The organism is Alcaligenes sp. NLF5-7 (genome assembly GCF_024266725.1).
Taxonomy (GTDB): Bacteria; Pseudomonadota; Gammaproteobacteria; order Burkholderiales; family Burkholderiaceae_B; genus Alcaligenes; species Alcaligenes phenolicus.
The window spans coordinates 1,327,936-1,344,604 of sequence record NZ_CP100755.1; the positions used below are offsets into that span (position 1 = coordinate 1,327,936).

The window sequence follows — 16,669 nt, forward strand, 5'->3', positions numbered from 1 at the left end:
TTCATCCACCGCCCGGGACCTTGGCTCATTAGGCGCCAGCACCTCACCACGCGTCTCCCCAGCCCCAAGATCAAGACAAGCCCAGGCACGGAGAGCGTTTCTTCCAGCGCCGCAGAAAATGAAAAAGGCCAGCAAAAGCTGGCCTGCAGAACGACGGTGCCTCACAAAACATAGGCCCAACACGAAATCGTCCTTGATCAAGAAGCACTGCTCAAGACTTGTTCAACAAGTTCTTCAACATATCCAGCCGCTGCTTGGGACTTAAAGCCGCCTGCGCCGGATCTTCCTGGGCACCAGGGTCTTCAATCTTCATCTCATCAATAAAGCGCGATCGCTCACGCACCAGATTCTCACGTGCGCGTCTGCGCTTCTTGCACCAGCTCAAGCGCAAACTGCGCTGCGCACGCGTAATACCCACGTACATCAGACGCCGCTCTTCCTGAATGCGCTGGGCCAGAATATCGGCTTCTTTATCCGGGTCTATATCTTCGTCATCGCGCCCAATGTGCGGCAGCAGCCCCTCTTCCACCCCCACCAGGAACACATGCGGATACTCCAGCCCCTTGGAAGCATGAAGCGTGGACAATTTGACCGCATCCGGGTCTTCATCCTCACCGCGTTCCAGCATGGTGATCAGGGCAACTCGCTGCACCAAGTCATTCAAACTCAGCTGATCGTCTGCCGCTTTGGACTTCAGCCAGGTAATCAACTCCAATACGTTTTCCCAACGAGTCTGCGCGGGTCGCTCGTCGAACATATCGTAGAGATAGCGCTCGTAATCAATCGCCCGCAGCAGCTCGTCCAGCAATTCGCTGACGGCCGTCTCGTGTCCTTCCTGATCGCTCTCTACCCGGTCCGCTCTTTGCTGGATACGGCCAATAAACTGCGCAAAGACACTTAAAGGCTCCAACTGCCTCTCCGGTAAGCGATCCGTCAGAGCGATTTGCGAGACGGCGGAATACAAAGACAGCTTTTGTTCCGCCGCAAACTGACCCAGCACCTGCAAGGTAGCCTGCCCAATTCCGCGCCTGGGTGTCGTCGCTGCGCGGATGAAAGCCGGATCATCATCGTCGTTCGCAACGACTCGCAAGTAAGACAGGATGTCGCGAATCTCGGCCTTGTCAAAGAAACTCTGCCCACCCGAAATGGTGTAGGGAATGCGCAGATTGCGCAGCGCCTGCTCAAAGATACGGGCCTGATGGTTTCCACGGTACAGCACCGCAAAATCTCGCCACTCGGCCTGACGCTCGAAGCGCTCTGCCGAGATACGCATGGCCACTGAATCGGCCTCGTTCTGCTCGTCGTCCGTCACGTGGACCTGGATAGGCTCACCAAAACCCAGGTCAGACCAGAGCTTTTTACCGAACACGACGGGATTATTGCCAATGACATTATTGGCAGCCTGCAAGATGCGCTGCACCGAACGATAGTTCTGCTCCAGCTTCACGACTTTCAGGTCCGGATAATCCTTGGGAAGCTGCGCCAGATTCTCCACGGTAGCGCCACGCCAGGCGTAAATGGCCTGATCGTCGTCCCCCACTACGGTGAACATATTGCGCTGACCGGTTAGAGAGCGCACCAGCCGATACTGACAAAGATTAGTGTCTTGATATTCGTCCACCAGCAGATACTGCACCCGACGCTGCCAGCGCTCGCGCACTTCCTGATTGTCTTCCATCAACTGCGCAGGCAGGCGGATCAGATCATCAAAGTCCACCGACTGATAGGCAATCAAGGTGGCGGCGTAGTCGCGGTAAATACGAGCCGCCTCGATCTGGCTGGGCGAGTTTGCAGCACGCTCCGCATCGTCCGGCCCCATCAAGGCGTTTTTCCATAAGGAGATTTCCTGCTGAACGGACTTCAGGCGGCCTTTATCCGTGGTAGCCAGCAGTTCCTGAATAATTGCCAGCGCATCGTTGGAATCCAGAATGGAAAAGCGCGGCTTCAAACCCACGTGCTGTGCTTCCTCACGCAACATGCGCAAGCCCAGAGAGTGGAAGGTGCTGACGGTCAGCCCTCGCAACAGCTTGGGATCTACCAGGGCGCGAATCCGCTCATTCATTTCACGCGCCGCTTTATTGGTGAAGGTCAGCGCGACCACTTGCCGGCCCGTGTACCCACACTCACGCAGCAGATAAGCGATTTTCTGCGTGATCACCCGTGTCTTGCCACTGCCCGCTCCGGCCAGCACCAGGCAAGGCCCATCCATATACAACACAGCCTGACGCTGCATGGCGTTCAGGTCGGTGGGGACAGTATGGCCTGGAGTAGTTACGGAGGTGGACATGGTGGAATCAGTGAATACTAGGCAAGAAAACGAGGTTCAACGCCAAACAACGTGCAGAACTAAAAGTGACATCCCAGCCAGGCCGAGTACGGTTTGATGACAAGCGAAAGGCTGACACAGAGACACAGCAGCAGCGAGGTACAGCGGCATGGCAACGGCAGAGCAATCATCACCCTACAGCCATCGCTCCACAGCTTCATGGCTATTGGCTCATAGCTGCATAGCGCACAAGGATACACCCTGATGTACTGAAGATGCTCCTACCGTCCTGCATATACATGAGCCTGGAGAGTCTTAAATTTCGAGAGGATCAACCTCAATCGTAATGCGCACTTTATACTGCTTGGCCAACTGCGCGACCTGTGGCCCCCAATAGCGCACAAAGGCTTGCAAGGCCGGACGATGGGCGCTTTCCAACAGCAACTGGGCACGCTCCACTTTGGCAACGCGCAAAACACGTAAGGGCACGGGATCGTACAGGAAAACCTGATCCGCGCCCGGAAATTCATTCGGATATTCTTCAGGCAAACGACGTGCCTGGGTCAACAAGCGAATGGCATCTGCCAATTGCGGCGCTTCGGCAGACAGAAGCACCTGATAGGCAAAAGGCGGCAAGCCCACGGACTCGCGCTCGTTCAAGGCGCTTTGAGCAAAGCCTATGTAATCGTGCTTGATCAGGCTTTGATAAACGGCCTGCTCCGGGTAGCCCGTCTGGATGATGACATCCGCCCCTTCGGTATGGCGACCGGCCCGGCCTGCTACCTGCATCAGTTGAGCAAACAGACGCTCGGGCGCGCGGAAATCATGGGCGAACAAGGTAGCATCGGCATTGAGCACACCGACGACGCTCAAGCGGGTGAAGTCATGACCTTTGGCCACCATCTGGGTGCCCACCATGATGTCCACTTCGCCCGCATGCACCTGCTCGAACAATTGCTGCGCGCTGCCCTTCAAGCGGGTACTGTCCGCGTCGATACGCACCAGGCGGGCATTAGGAAAACGCTCGCCCAGAAACTCTTCAATACGTTGAGTGCCACGCCCCATAGGCTGCAAGTCCTGATCGCCGCAATCCGGGCAAGCACGCGGCACGGGGGCCTGATAACCGCAATGGTGGCACTGCAAATTGTGCTTGAAGCCATTTTGCCGGTGCAGCACGGTGTACACCGTGCAACGCGGACATTGAGACAGCCAGCCGCAAGAGGCGCAATGCAGCACAGGCGCGTAGCCACGCCGGTTAATGAAAACCAGCGATTGCTCGCCGCGCTCCAGACATGCTTCCAGCGCATCCAGCAGTTGGGGAGAAAAGCCCGACTCCAGGCGCAAATGGCGGGTATCGACCAGACGCACTCGGGGCAAGGAAACCTCTCGCGCACGCTTGGGCAGGCTCAACAGGCTATAGCGCCCTTGTCGGGCATGATTCCAGCTTTCCAGCGAAGGGGTGGCTGAACCCAGCACCACTGGCACTTTCAGATCGTAGCCACGCCACACAGCCAGATCCCGAGCGGAGTAACGCAAGCCATCTTGCTGTTTGTAAGAAGCGTCGTGCTCCTCGTCCACAATAATCAGGCCCAGCTCGGGCATGGGCGTGAAGATGGACAGCCGTGTTCCCAACAAAATGCGCGCCTGACCACTGTTGACGCGCAACCAGGAGCGCAGCCTTTCACCTTCGGACAGACCACTATGCAAGACAGCCAGCACATCGCCGGGCAGGACGCGCGCCAAGCGGGCACGCAGGACCTGCTCGAACTGAGGCGTCAGATTGATTTCGGGCACCATGAACAGGACTTGCCGACCAGCGGCCAGCACTTGTTCCAGCACCCGCATATAGACTTCGGTTTTCCCGCTACCCGTTACGCCATGCAGCAATAGGCAGCTTCCGGGTTTGGCCGCCACAATGCCATCTACCGCAGCCTGCTGCTCGGCATTGAGCACGGGCAGGACGTCGCTGTCCACCGGCTCCACCTTCTTTTCCTTGCGCTTGGCCATGCGCAATACCGGCCCACCAGCGGAACGCTTGCCCAGATAGGCAGAGGGTTTGCGCAACGGCCCTGGCAAGGACGGCATCATGACCTCGCCCAGCGGACGGTGGTAATAGGTAGACGCAAAGCGCGCCATCCGCAACCAGTCCTGCGGGAAAGGCGGCAAGTCATCCAGCAGCTGATCAATCGCTTTGACCTGCTCGGGCGGGTAGGAAGGTTGCTCCGGCAAAGCCACCACCACGCCTATCATCTGCCGCCGCCCAAAATGCACAATGACCCGCTGTCCGATCAGGACGGGTTCGTGGTGCTGATAATCAAACACCCCATCCAGGGGAACGTCCAAAGCCACATGCAGCCAGAAAGGTCCGGTGCTTGCCGATGCAGAAATAGCGTCAGGAGTGGCGGTCATGGATGGTGGTTCAAAAAAGGGCTGGCCTGGCTGAAAGCCTGATAAGTCAAGAGCTTAGCGACCTGTGGATAACTTTGGGGAAAATGACATGAACAAAAAATACAAAGAAGCAAGCACAGATACAATTTAATTTTCAATATCTCTGAAATAAGGATAAAACGCAGAGAAATCAACTAATTAAAACTGGGTATTGAAATTAAACCTTAAATATAAAGACCTCAAACCCAGCTCTGTCTGTGTGCATAACTTTGCGCACAAGCTGCGACAGCCCGTGCGCAAAGACTATCAAACGCTGTGGTGTCGACGGCTGTAGGAGTGCACTTCGTCGACCAGAATGCCCACGGCTTCCGGGTCTGTGAAACGCGAAATACCGTGACCGAAGTTGAACACGTGACCGCCCTGACCCACAGGGCCAAAGTCGTCAATAACGCGGCGGGCTTCACGGCGGATGGCTTCTTCGCCACCGAACATGGTCATGGGGTCCAGATTGCCTTGCAAGGCTAGTTTGTCACCAATACGAGCGCGCGCACGGGACAGGTTCACCGTCCAGTCCACACCCATGGCATCAGCGCCACAGCCAGCAATATCTTCCAGCCACATGCCGCCGCCCTTGGTAAAGACGATGGCAGGGACGCGCTTGCCGTCATGCTCGCGAATCAGGCCATCAACCACTTTACGGGTGTAGGCCAGGGAGAATTCCTGGAACAGGGAGTCGGACAACACACCACCCCAGCTGTCGAACAGCATCACAGCCTGTGCACCAGCACGGATCTGATTGTTCAGGTAGTCGCAGGTGGTTTGGGCATTGATTTCCAGCATGCGGTGCATCAGGTCCGGACGCTGATACATCATGCTTTTCACCAGACGGTAGTCGTCCGAGCCCTGGCCTTCCACCATGTAGCAGGCAATGGTCCAGGGGCTGCCGGCAAAGCCGATCAGCGGTACTTTGCCGTCCAGTTCCTTGCGGATCAGGGATACGGCATCAAACACGTATTGCAGCTTGGACATGTCCGGCGCTTCCAGCGCCATGACGTCGGCTTCGTTGCGTACAGGACGGGCAAAACGCGGGCCTTCACCAGCGACGAAATCCAGACCCAGGCCCATGGCGTGTGGCACGGTCAGGATGTCCGAGAACAGAATGGCGGCATCCAGATCGAAACGACGCAAGGGCTGCAAGGTTACTTCGCACGCAAATTCGGGATTCTGAGCCAATTGCATGAAGGAGCCAGCCTGGGCACGGGTGGCATTGTATTCAGGCAAATAACGCCCGGCCTGACGCATCAGCCAGATGGGGGTGTAAGGCACAGGTTCGCGCAACAGCGAGCGCAGGAAAACATCGTTTTTTAATTGAGGTAAAGACACGGCAATCCCTATTGAAAAATGCCTGTTAATTTTAACCATCGTGTTCGTCGTCTGGGTTTGACGCGGATCGAAAGCGTGCTGCATCGATATGGTGTTTGCGCATCAGTGCCCAGAAAGCACGCCGGTGCTTTTGCGCGGAGCGGGCCGCCATGGCGATATTGCCGCTATGGCGATCAAGGGCGGCGTGGATATAAGCCTGCTCGAAGCGGGCCACTATCCGTCCCTTGGCAACTTTGAAAGATTCCTGGCTGCTGGCGTAGCGCGAGGCTACCGCAGCGGCATAGGCTTCCAGCGTTGTCCCCTCCTGTTGCAAGATCGTTTGCGACAGGCGCTGCTCCGTTGGGCCGGGGTGCAGGACCAGATCCTGGTTTTCCTGCACCCTATAGTGTATCCGACCCGACAGCCCCGGTTCATTCAAAGCGTGGGAAGAGGTCTGTAAACGCTGACGATTGATGCGGGCGCGCAAATCGTCCAGGCATAAAGGCTCGCGCACGTAGTCTGCCAGACCCAGTTCCAGCAGGTCTGTCAGGGCCGCGGCCTTGATGGCACCCCGCAGCAAACCAAAGACCGGCACTGGCAAATGACCTTGGGCCACCGACAAGGCTCGACGCACGTGAATCAGGGTGGCCGCTTCGATGGGAATCAGACAGGCATCAAAACGTAGCAGCAAGGCCGATGCGCTGCGCAAAAACAAATACTCCTGATCGGGATGGGGCGGTGGTGGCGCCTGCAGAACATGCAGCTGCAAGCGCTCGCAAGGCGGGACGATGGCCTGTAAATTCTGAGCCCACGATGGCTGGGTGTGCAGCAACGCACAATCGAGGTGTAGACGCATAAGACTGTCCTTGAGAAGCCGGGCGAACCACACCGGCCGCCCCATAATCATGAGCCTCTAGGATAGAAATCCGACCCGTCTGCGATAAGTCGGAGTTGCGTCTACGTAGCTGTACTTAATCGCCGCAAATACGGCTGCGACGCCATTCGCTGGGCGATACGCCATAGCGTCGCCGGAAGGCGTGGCTGAACACGGCCGCGTCGGAAAAGCCCATTTGCCAGGCCAGCTCACTGATCTGCCGACCGGGTTTGCCGTCCACCAACAATTGACAGGCGCGCTCCAGGCGGGCGGCCATGATGTAGTCGGCAGGCGCTTGCCCGCACAGCTCGAACAGCTTGTAGAGATAACGGCGTGAAATGCGAAACTGCAGCGCCAGGGACTGGGCATTCAAACCGGTATCACCCAGATGATCCTGCACGTATTGCTGAATTTGCAGCAGCTGCCCGCGCCGCACTTCGTCCAGGGCGGACTCGGTCGTCACCGGGCGACCATCGGCCAGGCTCAGAGCCATCATGCGAATCACGGTCTGGGACAGTTCGCTCAAGGCCGAGGGCGACAAGTGCCCGCGCTCCTGCAAACCCAAACGCAGCATATCCATGGCAATTCGGGCCGGACCTGTCGTGGCGGAGAACGAGCGGGCCACCGCATCGCTTAGCCAGGGCAACCAAGGCAGCAAACGCTCTTCCTCGAACTGCAAGACCAGAAAATGGGATTGATCCTGCACGGCCACTTCGTAAGGGCGGGTGGTGTCATAAATGCCCCACTCCCCGGCGTGCAAGATGCCACTGCGATTATCCTGCTGAATCTGACTGCTGCCACTGATCTGCAAGGTGACCTTGTACAGCGCCTGCTCGGATCGGCTGGCCAAGGCCTGGGTACGACGCACGCGCTGCGCGCTGGTACACAGTTCCATGACATCGACCGAACCCATGCGATCGGTTGCCGCCCGGTTGGAGAAACCACGGCGAGAATCCGGCTGAACTTCCAAGGGCACAAAGTACGCGCACACCACTTCCTGCCAAGCAGCCAGGCTCTTGAAAGAAGCAGAGGGAGTGCGCAATAACATAGACATTGCCTGAGTGCCCTTTCGGCCAACGCAATTGATCGGGGTAAGGGGCAGAATATGCCCCCTTTCTTATAGCCCTAAAAAATTCAAGCGTCTACGGTCGTTAACCCGCTGTATCAGCGATCCATGGAGCCGTACAGGTAGGGCGCAGGCTCCAGACCCATACTGTTCATCTTGACGGTTAGCTCCGTACGCGCCTTGAGTACATCATCAAAACGATGCCGGCGCGATGCCCCTACCTCGGCCGAGGTAAAGGGTCGGTAATCGGGTGTCATTTCTTCCGGGCTGAACTTGGCCACAATCCAGTTCAGCACACGAGCCAGATCGGCATTATCCAGTTGCGACTGCGAGGCACCGGGCACTCGAATCATATAGTCCCGTCCAGCTGGCAGGCGTGTAAACAAGCCAATGGACTGGTTGAAATTGGGGATGCCCCGATGCGTCAGGCCCTGGCCATCGTAGCGATGGCAACCTGCGCATTGCAGCATATAGTCTTTGAAAGCCTGCGAACTTTGCAGGTAATCGCCCGTTCCGGCCATCTCTTCTTGGGCATGGGCCCAAGGCGTAAACGCCAGGAGTACGGCGCCCAAACAGGCCAGGCGCAAAGATGTCCACACAGTGATGCCTCCTTAAGTGACCGAACGCCATCCTGGCCGCCCGGCACCTTGTTCAAACCCTGGGGCTGCCTATGCAGGAAAGAACTGGCGTCCCAAGGACCGTTCTTCCCGCATGACTGGCAGCCCGACGGGCTTTTTTAGTTTTTAGCCAAGCCAACCAGTACCGATGTCGTGCAATGGAAGGTGCTGTTCTCGTTCGCCATGCACCAGTTCACGTCATTGTGCAGGAAGAACTCGTAACCAGGACGCTCACGGGTCTGCGTGTTGCACTGGCAGCGGCCGCAAGCGGTCTTGCCGCAGCAGTCGTGGTAGCTGATCAGGTAGTCCTTGCCATCATGCGGGTTGTGGCAAGTGCCAATCCACGAGATGGGCGAAGGCGTCGAGCCCGGAGGGCAGGTGGTGGTCGTGCCACCGCAGCAAGAGCACAGGAACCCGTCCACCGCACAATGACGCCAGTAGTCGCAGGAGTTCACTTCGTCTTCATTCGCCAGATCGGGATTCAGACTGATGTGATCGGCACCACTGCTGCTGCCACCACCACCGGCGGCGCGAGCCACCGGCAATACAGGCAACACAAAGGCCGAACCGACCATTAATTTGCCCACCGAGCGCAGCACGCTGCGACGCGAAGTCTTGTGGGCCACAGAACGGGAGAGGTTCTCCCCAAATTTATCCAGCCAACGCATTGACGTTCTCCTTTCGTGATACCTGCACTTGCTTCATGCCCGAGTCACCGGCCAAGTATTCTTGCGCCGAGGCCACGCCCAGGTCTTTGGCGGTAAACAGGCTTTCCAGCTGTTCACGCGAATTGACCAGACCCTTGCCGCGCACCACACCGTTCTCGTCGATCAGGACGGCGTAAGGCAGTTTGCTGATCTGAAAGCCCATGCCCAGCTGTGTGGACAGGACGTAAGGGAAGGCGTCCAGTTGTGCTTTCTGGTAGAAAGCCAGATGCTCGGGCATCTCGCCATCACTGGCCAGCACAATATCTACCCACTGACCTTCCGAGCCCTGAATGGACTTCAGAATCGGCAAGAGCTTCTTGCACACCGGGCAGGTAGGCGACATGAAGAAAATCAACTGGCTACGCGGGCCAGCCACGCCCACGGTAACGGCACGACCGCGCAGGTCCTGCAATTCCATGACGGGAGCGACATCACCCACCTGCGGGCCTTTATCCATAGTCAGGGCGCCCATGGGGGCAACCCGTTCATACAACACGCCAATCTGGCGCGACAGGGCAAGTACAACCAGCACCAGGGCCAGTACGATTACCCATAAAATGACGTTGGAAATCATTAAAGCGGTCATTTAGGTCTCCTAAGAATTCTGCATTTTCTGGAATTTCAGATGGGATTCGATCAGCTGGTTGGCCGCATAGTACAGGCCCAGCAAGGCCAAGGTGGCACCAAAGAAGGTCAAACCGTCCACCCAGACCAGTTCACGGGCGCTGCTGATGGCCCAGTCACCGCTGGCCACGGCCAGCGCAGCCAGCAAGGCATTGCGAGCCACCAGCCACCAGGACAGACCACCGGAGGATTCCCCCAGCCCGGAGCAGCCGCAATCCACATCGCGGCGGCCACGCAGCAGGTTCATCACAATGCCACTGGTGGCGACCAGCAGGACGCACAGGGCCAGAACCGCCCCCAGCGAACGGCTGGCTGGCCACAGCAGCAAAGGCGCACTCAAGGCCTCGGCAGCGACAAACAGCACACTGAACGGTCGTAACAACACTTCCGGCAACAATCGATAACCGCCAACGGCTGCCTCGAACAGGCTGAAGTGACGCAGTTTATCCAGCGCCCCCAGTCCCATCAGCACGGCCAAGCAAGCCAGGCTGGCGTAGGTCAGGACCGGGTCCATATCAGACACCCCCAACTGGGTGGAACTGAACTTGCAAGGATGCTTCTGCGGCGCCTTCAATGGTGCGCAGCAACTTGGGTTCAGGCTGGCTGATGTCATAGACGTTCACATTGCCACCGTCCAGGGTCAGCATCAGATTGCGTTGCTGATCAATGGTCATGGACAAGGCATCACGCCCTGGAATGCGGGCTACACGCTGCTTGGTCTTGGTGTCCATGACCCAGATCTCGGCCGCGGGGAACTTGTGAGTGCCCTCTTTGCCATCGGGATGCATGAACACATACATGCGACCGCTGGCGCGATGCAGACCCACCAGGTTGTAGCCACCGGGCACCCAGTTCTTGGCCTTGTCTTGGTCGTTCAGCAAGGACCAGGGGCCATCTACCTTGACCTCGTCACCGCTGAAATCAGCACTGTAGACATTGCCGTAGTAGGACACGAAGTGAGCCTTGTCCTTATCCAGAGCCGGAGCGATAAAGATCGGATCATCCTTCACGGAGAACATCTGCTTGCTGCGCGACTGGCTGGCGACCTTGCCGTCTTCGCCCAGATTGATGGTCAACAGGCCACCATCACCACAAATGGTCATGAAGCTGCGGGGGCGATTGGGCTGGGGAATCACGCTCCAGCAACCGGCGGCAGCTGTGACGTCTTCCACATAGTCGCCCTTGGCCACGTCCACGATCCCGATCGAGGTCGCTGGCGAGGCGTTTTGCAGCACGATGAACTTGCCGTCCGTCGTCTGACGGAACAGACCGTCATAGTTCAGACCTTGCACACGCTTGGGTGGCAGGGAAATCTCCTTCTCGAAGGTCAGCTTGTCGGCATCCCACACTTCCACTACATCCGAGCGCTTTCCACGCGTAATGCGCTCGTGATAGGTGGTCATGGTGTAGATTTTCTTGCCGTCGTTGGACACCTGCACGTGGCCGTTGAAGGCGGTGGGTACCATGCCCAGGAACTTGCCGTTGGTGTAGTCATAAACGTGCACACGGCTTTCGGTCAGGTGCATGAACACCGAGTCCATGACATAGATACGGTTTTCCTGCGGGGCAGACACACTGTGACCACCTGTCAGGACTTCGCGCGGCTTGTCCTGGGCCTGCGCGCCACCGGCCAGTACCATCAGCCCCAACATGGCGGCGGCGGTCGTTAATTTAAATTTAGACTTCATTGGATGTCTCTCCTCATGGGCGTCCACGCTGTCAGAACGCATAGGCATAACGGAATTGCAGGCCGCGCATGCGCGGGCCATTCTCGACTTTCAAATCATGGATGTACTGCAATTGCACCTGGTGAGCGTCGGTCAACTGGTGGGTGATCTCGGCGGCCAACTGGTGGTTACGTGCACGCGTCGCCGTGGTCTGGCCATTGACCCGCTCACGGCCACCTGTCTCGTAGCGGTAGCGCATACCCACATAAGTCTTTTCAGTCAGGTTGGTTGAAACCAGGGCCATCAAGCGGATTGCCGTGTCTTTTTTCAGAGTCTGGCCGTAGTAGTTCTTGTTGTTGCCAAAGAACTCGAACTCCGCCACACCTTCAATAAAGGAAGACTCCCCAAAGCCTTTCACAATCGCAAAGTCCTGGATGGTGCTCCAGCGGTTCTTGCCGGAAGACACATCGGCCTGCGAGCCGTGGTAACGACCTGTAGGAGCCGTAATGAAAGGCTCCCACGCGAACCAGAAACGGTTCTCCGGATCGTTGTGCAGCCACACGGCGGCACCGGCAGTCACATCACCAATACCGGTCATGCGATCGCGGTCCTGTCCTGGAACATCCAGCGTGTTGCGAAAACCGGGCACGATCAGCTCGTACTGCACCGTCTTGCCGGCCAGTTCGCGAAAGTGCATCTGGCGGTAAATCATGCCTTGCACATTCAGCTTGGGGCTATCGCCAATTCGTGAACCCTGATCATAAAAACCGTGAGACTTCAGGCCCATCATGTAGACGGCCAGGATATTGGTCCCTACCGGAGCAGGAATCCAGTCCCGCGCACTGGGGTCGCCCGCAAGGGCGGCACCGGCACTGACGCCGCTCAAGGCCAAGGCCAGAGCGGTCCGCTGCAAAATTGCATACATTATTGTTGTCTCCTCAAAGAGGCGCGAACGGTATCGTTATTGTGTTCGCGCCTTTATCCCTAGCTAGGCTGCCGGGTAGGCCATGCAGACCGATTTGGTCTCCAGGTAAGCCTCTACCGCAGCGCGCCCGTGCTCCCGACCCAGGCCGGACTGCTTGTAGCCACCAAAGGGCATGCTGGGGTCCAGCATGTTGTGGGTGTTGACCCACACGGTTCCGGCCTTGATACCAGTGGTCAAACGCTGGACGCGGGCCAGATCCTGACTCCAGACGCTGGCACCCAGGCCAAAGTCTGTATCGTTGGCCAACTGCAGTGCCTGCGCCTCGGTATCAAACGGGGTCGCAACCACCACGGGACCAAAGATTTCTTCACGCATGATGCGGGCATCGGGAGCGACGTCGGCAAACACGGTAGGGCGTACAAAGTAGCCCTGCTCAGGGCGAGCACCCTCGCCTGCCAACATGCGACCGCCTTGCTGGCGACCCACATCGATATAGTTCTGCACGCGCTGCTGATGACGGGCGGAAATCAGCGGAGCAATCTGGGTGGACTGCTCAAAGCCCGATCCCAGAGTCATGGAAGAAGCCAGATCGGCTACGCCCTGCACCACGCGCTCGTAAATGCCTTTTTGCACGAACAGACGCGAGCCGGCAGTACATACCTGGCCCTGGTTAAAGAAGATGGCGTTGGCCGCACCTTGAATGGCCATGTCCACATCGCAATCGTCCATGATGACCACGGGGGATTTGCCGCCCAGCTCCAGGGACATGCGCTTCATGTCATTGACGGCCTGATGACCGATCAACTTGCCCACTTCCGTGGAGCCGGTAAAGGAGATCTTGTTCACGCCAGGGTGAGCCGTCAAAGCCGCACCTGTGCTTTCGCCACGACCCGTGATCACGTTGATCACACCGGCGGGGAAACCAGCTTCCAGAGCCAGCTCGGCCAGACGAATGGCAGTCAGCGGTGTCTCTTCAGCAGGCTTCAGAACCACGGTACAACCGGCGGCCATGGCAGGCGCAATCTTCCACACCGCCATCAGCAACGGGAAGTTCCAGGGCACGATAGCGCCCACCACACCAACCGGTTCCTGGCGGGTATAAGCGTGGTATTTCACGCCGGGAGGAAAGCCGATGGAAGGCGAGAGCAATTCGCCATTCATCTTGGTGGCCCAGCCAGCCATGTAACGCAGCCATTGTGCGCTGGCAGCCACTTCCAGACCGTAGGAGAAGAACAGCAGCTTGCCGTTGTTCAGGGTTTCCAGACGAGCCAGCTCATCCGCGTGGGATTCAATCAAATCAGCCAAACGCAACAAGAGGCGCTCGCGCTGAGCGGGCAACATCTGAGCCCATTCGCCCTGCTCCAGAGCCTGGCGCGCAGCACGCACGGCCAGATCCACGCCTTGAGCACCGGCCTCGGGCTGGTGCGCAATCACTTGTCCCGTTGCGGGATCGTAGACGGGAATCGTGGGCCCTTGAGATTCAGTGACGGGTTTGCCGTCAATAATCATGTGTTCGCGAATCGCCTTGCGCTCGGCTTGTACGTCCTGCCCCATAGTCTGTCTCCACACGGAATAGTTGATTCTTAACGAATCCAGTATAGGGACGAGGACAAGCCCGGACTTGTGATTCTGTGCACGGAGGCTTGTTGATTTGGGTACGGAGTGAGCCCTGTCCTGCTTTAGAACAAATCCAGCTGGGCGGGCATGCTGGCCTGGATGTCGCCCGTGCCAGTCAAATGCACGCGGCGTTCAAAGTCCAGCAGGCTGGCTTTGCGATGCAAGCCGGAGCTAAAGCCGGTCAACATGCCATTGGCGCCTTGCACGCGGTGACACGGCACGATAATGCTGATGGGATTGAGGCCGCAGGCCTGGCCCACAGCACGGACCGCCTTGGGACGGCCCAGATGTTCGGCCATCTGGCCATAGGTCCAGGTCTGACCATAGGGAATAGTCAGCAAGGCCTGCCAGACCTGTTGCTGAAACTCTGTCCCTTGCAGGCTGAAAGGCAGATCAAACTGCTGCAGCTTGCCGGCAAAATACGCGTCCAGTTGAGTCTGCACGGGCTCGGCCAAAGCAGGTTCCGGGATCAGCCCGGCCAGTTGCTCGGGTGTCAGACCATGTACGGTCTCTTCCTCGAAGTCCAGACGCAGCAAGGCTCCTTGAGCGTCCACCAGCAGACGCATCGCCCCTAAAGGCGTATCAAAGCAGGCAGTACGCAGCCCGACATAGGCAAACATGGCAATCCCGATCCAAGGGCAGAATGTCTGATCATACTGCGCGGCTCCTGCCACTTCAAAAACTCCGGCAATACCCAGGCAGGCTAGAGGCCAGCTCCTGGTCAAAGGCTTTTCAACCCAAAGCCGCCTGGCCGCAGCACCTCTCGTCCTTGTACCAACTCCTTATGCGCCTATAAAAGCGCCTGAGTGAGCAAGAAAACCTAAAAGAACAAGAGACTGAGACAACAACAATCACCTTGGCAAGCGCATTGGCTTTGGCGTCAAAGACGCACGACAAGCTCCCGATTACGCACAACATTTTGTTGAGCGGGATATCCTGCGCAAGGTTCATGCTCCCATGAAGTGCCTGGCTCTCAATAGTTAGTGCTTGGCTCCTATTTTTGCGTCCCCCCACACCCACCGCTAACTATTGAGAGCGACGACCAACACGCAAACCTCGCTCCCTCAAGTTCCTCACGCCGCTACAGCAGCCCAAAGGGCTACATACCGCCAGGCCCAAAAAGGACGAAAGTCTCATATTGATAGTCATTGTGAGCCGATCTGGGCCGGGGGCCGTCCTCTGGGCGATTCAGGCTTCTTGCCGCAGGCAGGCTTGCTATTCGGGGTCCAAGCGTCCTGCTGTTTGAGCGAAATGCTTGTGCCTTGTCCGGGGGACAAGGCACTTTCGCGAGTTCAGGACGCGCCCGAATAGCAAGCCTGACCAGGGCACCGGTGCGCAGCACCGGCAAGGAGCCAAGCCCGGAGGACGGCCCCCGGCCCAGACCGGCGTTTTCACGAGACACTATCTAAACATGCAGGCTCTCTGCGCTCCTTGTCTCAAAAACCTCCTGCTCTGCACACAAACAGCGCCACTCCCCAACTCTCAGGAAACCGAAGAAGAAGAAGAAGAAGAAGAAGAAGAAGAAGAAGAAGAAGAAGAAAGAAGCGCAAGCAAAAAAACCGGCTAAATAACGCCGGGGCCCCCCAGACGTTATTTACCCGGCAAATCCAACAAATGCAGCAGTTACTCAAGAACAGCAAGGTTTAAACGGTTTGCACACCCGTTGCAGACAAGTCCAGACCCACACGGCGCACCACAGCCTCAAACTCGTCCCGGCTGATATGGTCCAGAGCCGTCGCCGGATCACGCGTCGCATCGCAGGCGATGATGCCACGGCGCATATAGGAATACTTGCGCAAGGCCAGCGCCACCAAAGGCTGAAACTCGTAACGAATCAGCGAACAATAACGGTCAAACACACGGGCGGCTTCCTCCTGTTCGCCCTGACGATGCAAGGCATAGACCTTGAGCAGAATTTCCGGGAAAGAGAAGCCGGTGACCACGCCATCGGCCCCCCGTTGCAGCTCTTCCAGAAAATGCATGCCACCCAGGCCACTCAGGATCGGCAAGGCATCGCCAGACAGACCCCGCACAGCGGTAATCTTCTGTCCCACGGGAGGGTCTTCGGAATTCAGAATGGACACACCCGCCTCTGCCTTCAAACGCACAGCCAAGGCCGGACTGATGCGGGCGGCAAACAGTTCCGGGAAGTCGTGAATGACCACCGGCAAACGAATAGCCTGCACAATCTGGCGGTAAAAGGACACCTGCATATCGTCATCCGCCCCCGCCAAGGGAGCGACAAAAATCGCATCGGCCCCCAGATCTTCAGCGCTGCGAGCCTGCTCCACCGCCGCTGCCGTTCCCATGGCCCGCACTCCCACCCAGACCGGCACCGCACCGCGCACTGCCGCCACGACGGTTTCAATGACACGCCGACGCTCAAAGGTACTGAGCTTGTGCAGTTCACCCATCACTCCCAAAATCGCCAAGCCGTGAATACCGGCTTCCAGCTGGAAACTCACCAGACTGACCAGGCTTTGCAAATCCAACTCACCACCCGGTTTGAAGGGAGTGGGGCAAATGGAAAAGACACCTTTATTTTTCATAATTACG

15 protein-coding genes are annotated in these 16,669 nt (G+C 57.7%); 1 reads left to right on the forward strand and 14 read right to left on the reverse strand.

The features are described 5' to 3' along the window. Positions 1-211 precede the first annotated feature (211 nt). The 13 genes from MID00_RS06250 to MID00_RS06310 form a co-directional block, all read right to left on the reverse strand. Entirely contained in the window at positions 212-2,287 is a 2,076-nt protein-coding gene (locus MID00_RS06250) for a UvrD-helicase domain-containing protein (protein WP_009462695.1), read from the reverse strand. A 294-nt stretch (positions 2,288-2,581) separates the two neighbouring features. Continuing rightward, entirely contained in the window at positions 2,582-4,675 is a 2,094-nt protein-coding gene (locus MID00_RS06255; RefSeq protein WP_254500019.1) for a primosomal protein N', read from the reverse strand. 285 nt (positions 4,676-4,960) lie between these two features. Further along, positions 4,961-6,037 carry a uroporphyrinogen decarboxylase gene (gene hemE, locus MID00_RS06260; protein ID WP_042488206.1) on the reverse strand — a complete coding sequence of 359 codons (1,077 nt, stop codon included), beginning with the start codon at positions 6,035-6,037 and terminating at the stop codon, positions 4,961-4,963. Positions 6,038-6,068: 31 nt separating this feature from the next. Beyond that, positions 6,069-6,872, reverse strand: a complete 804-nt coding sequence (locus tag MID00_RS06265) for a hypothetical protein (RefSeq protein ID WP_009462701.1) — start codon at positions 6,870-6,872, stop codon at positions 6,069-6,071. A 115-nt stretch (positions 6,873-6,987) separates the two neighbouring features. Next, complete coding sequence (locus MID00_RS06270; RefSeq protein ID WP_230940616.1) at positions 6,988-7,944, reverse strand: helix-turn-helix domain-containing protein; 957 nt, start codon at positions 7,942-7,944, stop codon at positions 6,988-6,990. Between the two features lie 110 nt (positions 7,945-8,054). Continuing rightward, complete coding sequence (locus MID00_RS06275; protein WP_021447058.1) at positions 8,055-8,555, reverse strand: hypothetical protein; 501 nt, start codon at positions 8,553-8,555, stop codon at positions 8,055-8,057. 137 nt (positions 8,556-8,692) lie between these two features. Further along, positions 8,693-9,241: a methylamine dehydrogenase light chain gene (locus tag MID00_RS06280; RefSeq protein ID WP_137430807.1), complete on the reverse strand. Its 549-nt coding sequence runs from the start codon at positions 9,239-9,241 to the stop codon at positions 8,693-8,695. Then, the gene (mauD, locus tag MID00_RS06285) at positions 9,225-9,866 is read right to left on the reverse strand and encodes a methylamine dehydrogenase accessory protein MauD (RefSeq protein ID WP_254500020.1); all 642 of its coding nucleotides are present in this window, start codon (positions 9,864-9,866) and stop codon (positions 9,225-9,227) included. The genes MID00_RS06280 and mauD overlap by 17 nt, the downstream gene beginning before the upstream one ends. Before the next feature lie 9 nt (positions 9,867-9,875). Then, positions 9,876-10,418: a MauE/DoxX family redox-associated membrane protein gene (locus MID00_RS06290; RefSeq protein WP_009462709.1), complete on the reverse strand. Its 543-nt coding sequence runs from the start codon at positions 10,416-10,418 to the stop codon at positions 9,876-9,878. Between the two features lies 1 nt (position 10,419). Continuing rightward, entirely contained in the window at positions 10,420-11,592 is a 1,173-nt protein-coding gene (locus MID00_RS06295; RefSeq protein WP_083054306.1) for an amine dehydrogenase large subunit, read from the reverse strand. Between the two features lie 31 nt (positions 11,593-11,623). Then, on the reverse strand, positions 11,624-12,496 hold the full coding sequence (locus MID00_RS06300; RefSeq protein WP_051316325.1) for a transporter: 873 nt from the start codon (positions 12,494-12,496) through the stop codon (positions 11,624-11,626). Between the two features lie 63 nt (positions 12,497-12,559). Continuing rightward, positions 12,560-14,050 carry an aldehyde dehydrogenase gene (locus MID00_RS06305; protein WP_250756621.1) on the reverse strand — a complete coding sequence of 497 codons (1,491 nt, stop codon included), beginning with the start codon at positions 14,048-14,050 and terminating at the stop codon, positions 12,560-12,562. 125 nt (positions 14,051-14,175) lie between these two features. Further along, positions 14,176-14,733, reverse strand: a complete 558-nt coding sequence (locus tag MID00_RS06310) for a methylated-DNA--[protein]-cysteine S-methyltransferase (RefSeq protein ID WP_009462720.1) — start codon at positions 14,731-14,733, stop codon at positions 14,176-14,178. 791 nt (positions 14,734-15,524) lie between these two features. Between MID00_RS06310 and MID00_RS06315 the strand changes: the two genes are divergently transcribed. Next, positions 15,525-15,680, forward strand: a complete 156-nt coding sequence (locus MID00_RS06315; RefSeq protein ID WP_254500022.1) for a hypothetical protein — start codon at positions 15,525-15,527, stop codon at positions 15,678-15,680. 76 nt (positions 15,681-15,756) lie between these two features. Here MID00_RS06315 and MID00_RS06320 read toward each other — a convergent pair whose 3' ends face one another. Then, positions 15,757-16,662 (reverse strand): dihydrodipicolinate synthase family protein, encoded by a 906-nt coding sequence (locus MID00_RS06320; RefSeq protein ID WP_254500023.1) that lies wholly within the window; start codon positions 16,660-16,662, stop codon positions 15,757-15,759. Positions 16,663-16,669 lie beyond the last annotated feature (7 nt).

Excerpts from the sequence above, each read along its gene's own strand:
- MID00_RS06250 (WP_009462695.1), bottom strand. The coding sequence starts at position 2,287 with ATGTCCACCTCCGTAACTACTCCAGGCCATACTGTCCCCACCGACCTG.
- MID00_RS06255 (WP_254500019.1), bottom strand. The coding sequence starts at position 4,675 with ATGACCGCCACTCCTGACGCTATTTCTGCATCGGCAAGCACCGGACCT.
- MID00_RS06265 (WP_009462701.1), bottom strand. The coding sequence starts at position 6,872 with ATGCGTCTACACCTCGATTGTGCGTTGCTGCACACCCAGCCATCGTGG.
- MID00_RS06270 (WP_230940616.1), bottom strand. The coding sequence starts at position 7,944 with ATGTCTATGTTATTGCGCACTCCCTCTGCTTCTTTCAAGAGCCTGGCT.
- MID00_RS06280 (WP_137430807.1), bottom strand. The coding sequence starts at position 9,241 with ATGCGTTGGCTGGATAAATTTGGGGAGAACCTCTCCCGTTCTGTGGCC.
- mauD (WP_254500020.1), bottom strand. The coding sequence starts at position 9,866 with ATGACCGCTTTAATGATTTCCAACGTCATTTTATGGGTAATCGTACTG.
- MID00_RS06290 (WP_009462709.1), bottom strand. The coding sequence starts at position 10,418 with ATGGACCCGGTCCTGACCTACGCCAGCCTGGCTTGCTTGGCCGTGCTG.
- MID00_RS06295 (WP_083054306.1), bottom strand. The coding sequence starts at position 11,592 with ATGAAGTCTAAATTTAAATTAACGACCGCCGCCGCCATGTTGGGGCTG.
- MID00_RS06300 (WP_051316325.1), bottom strand. The coding sequence starts at position 12,496 with ATGTATGCAATTTTGCAGCGGACCGCTCTGGCCTTGGCCTTGAGCGGC.
- MID00_RS06305 (WP_250756621.1), bottom strand. The coding sequence starts at position 14,050 with ATGGGGCAGGACGTACAAGCCGAGCGCAAGGCGATTCGCGAACACATG.
- MID00_RS06310 (WP_009462720.1), bottom strand. The coding sequence starts at position 14,733 with ATGTTTGCCTATGTCGGGCTGCGTACTGCCTGCTTTGATACGCCTTTA.
- MID00_RS06315 (WP_254500022.1), top strand. The coding sequence starts at position 15,525 with ATGCAGGCTCTCTGCGCTCCTTGTCTCAAAAACCTCCTGCTCTGCACA.
- MID00_RS06320 (WP_254500023.1), bottom strand. The coding sequence starts at position 16,662 with ATGAAAAATAAAGGTGTCTTTTCCATTTGCCCCACTCCCTTCAAACCG.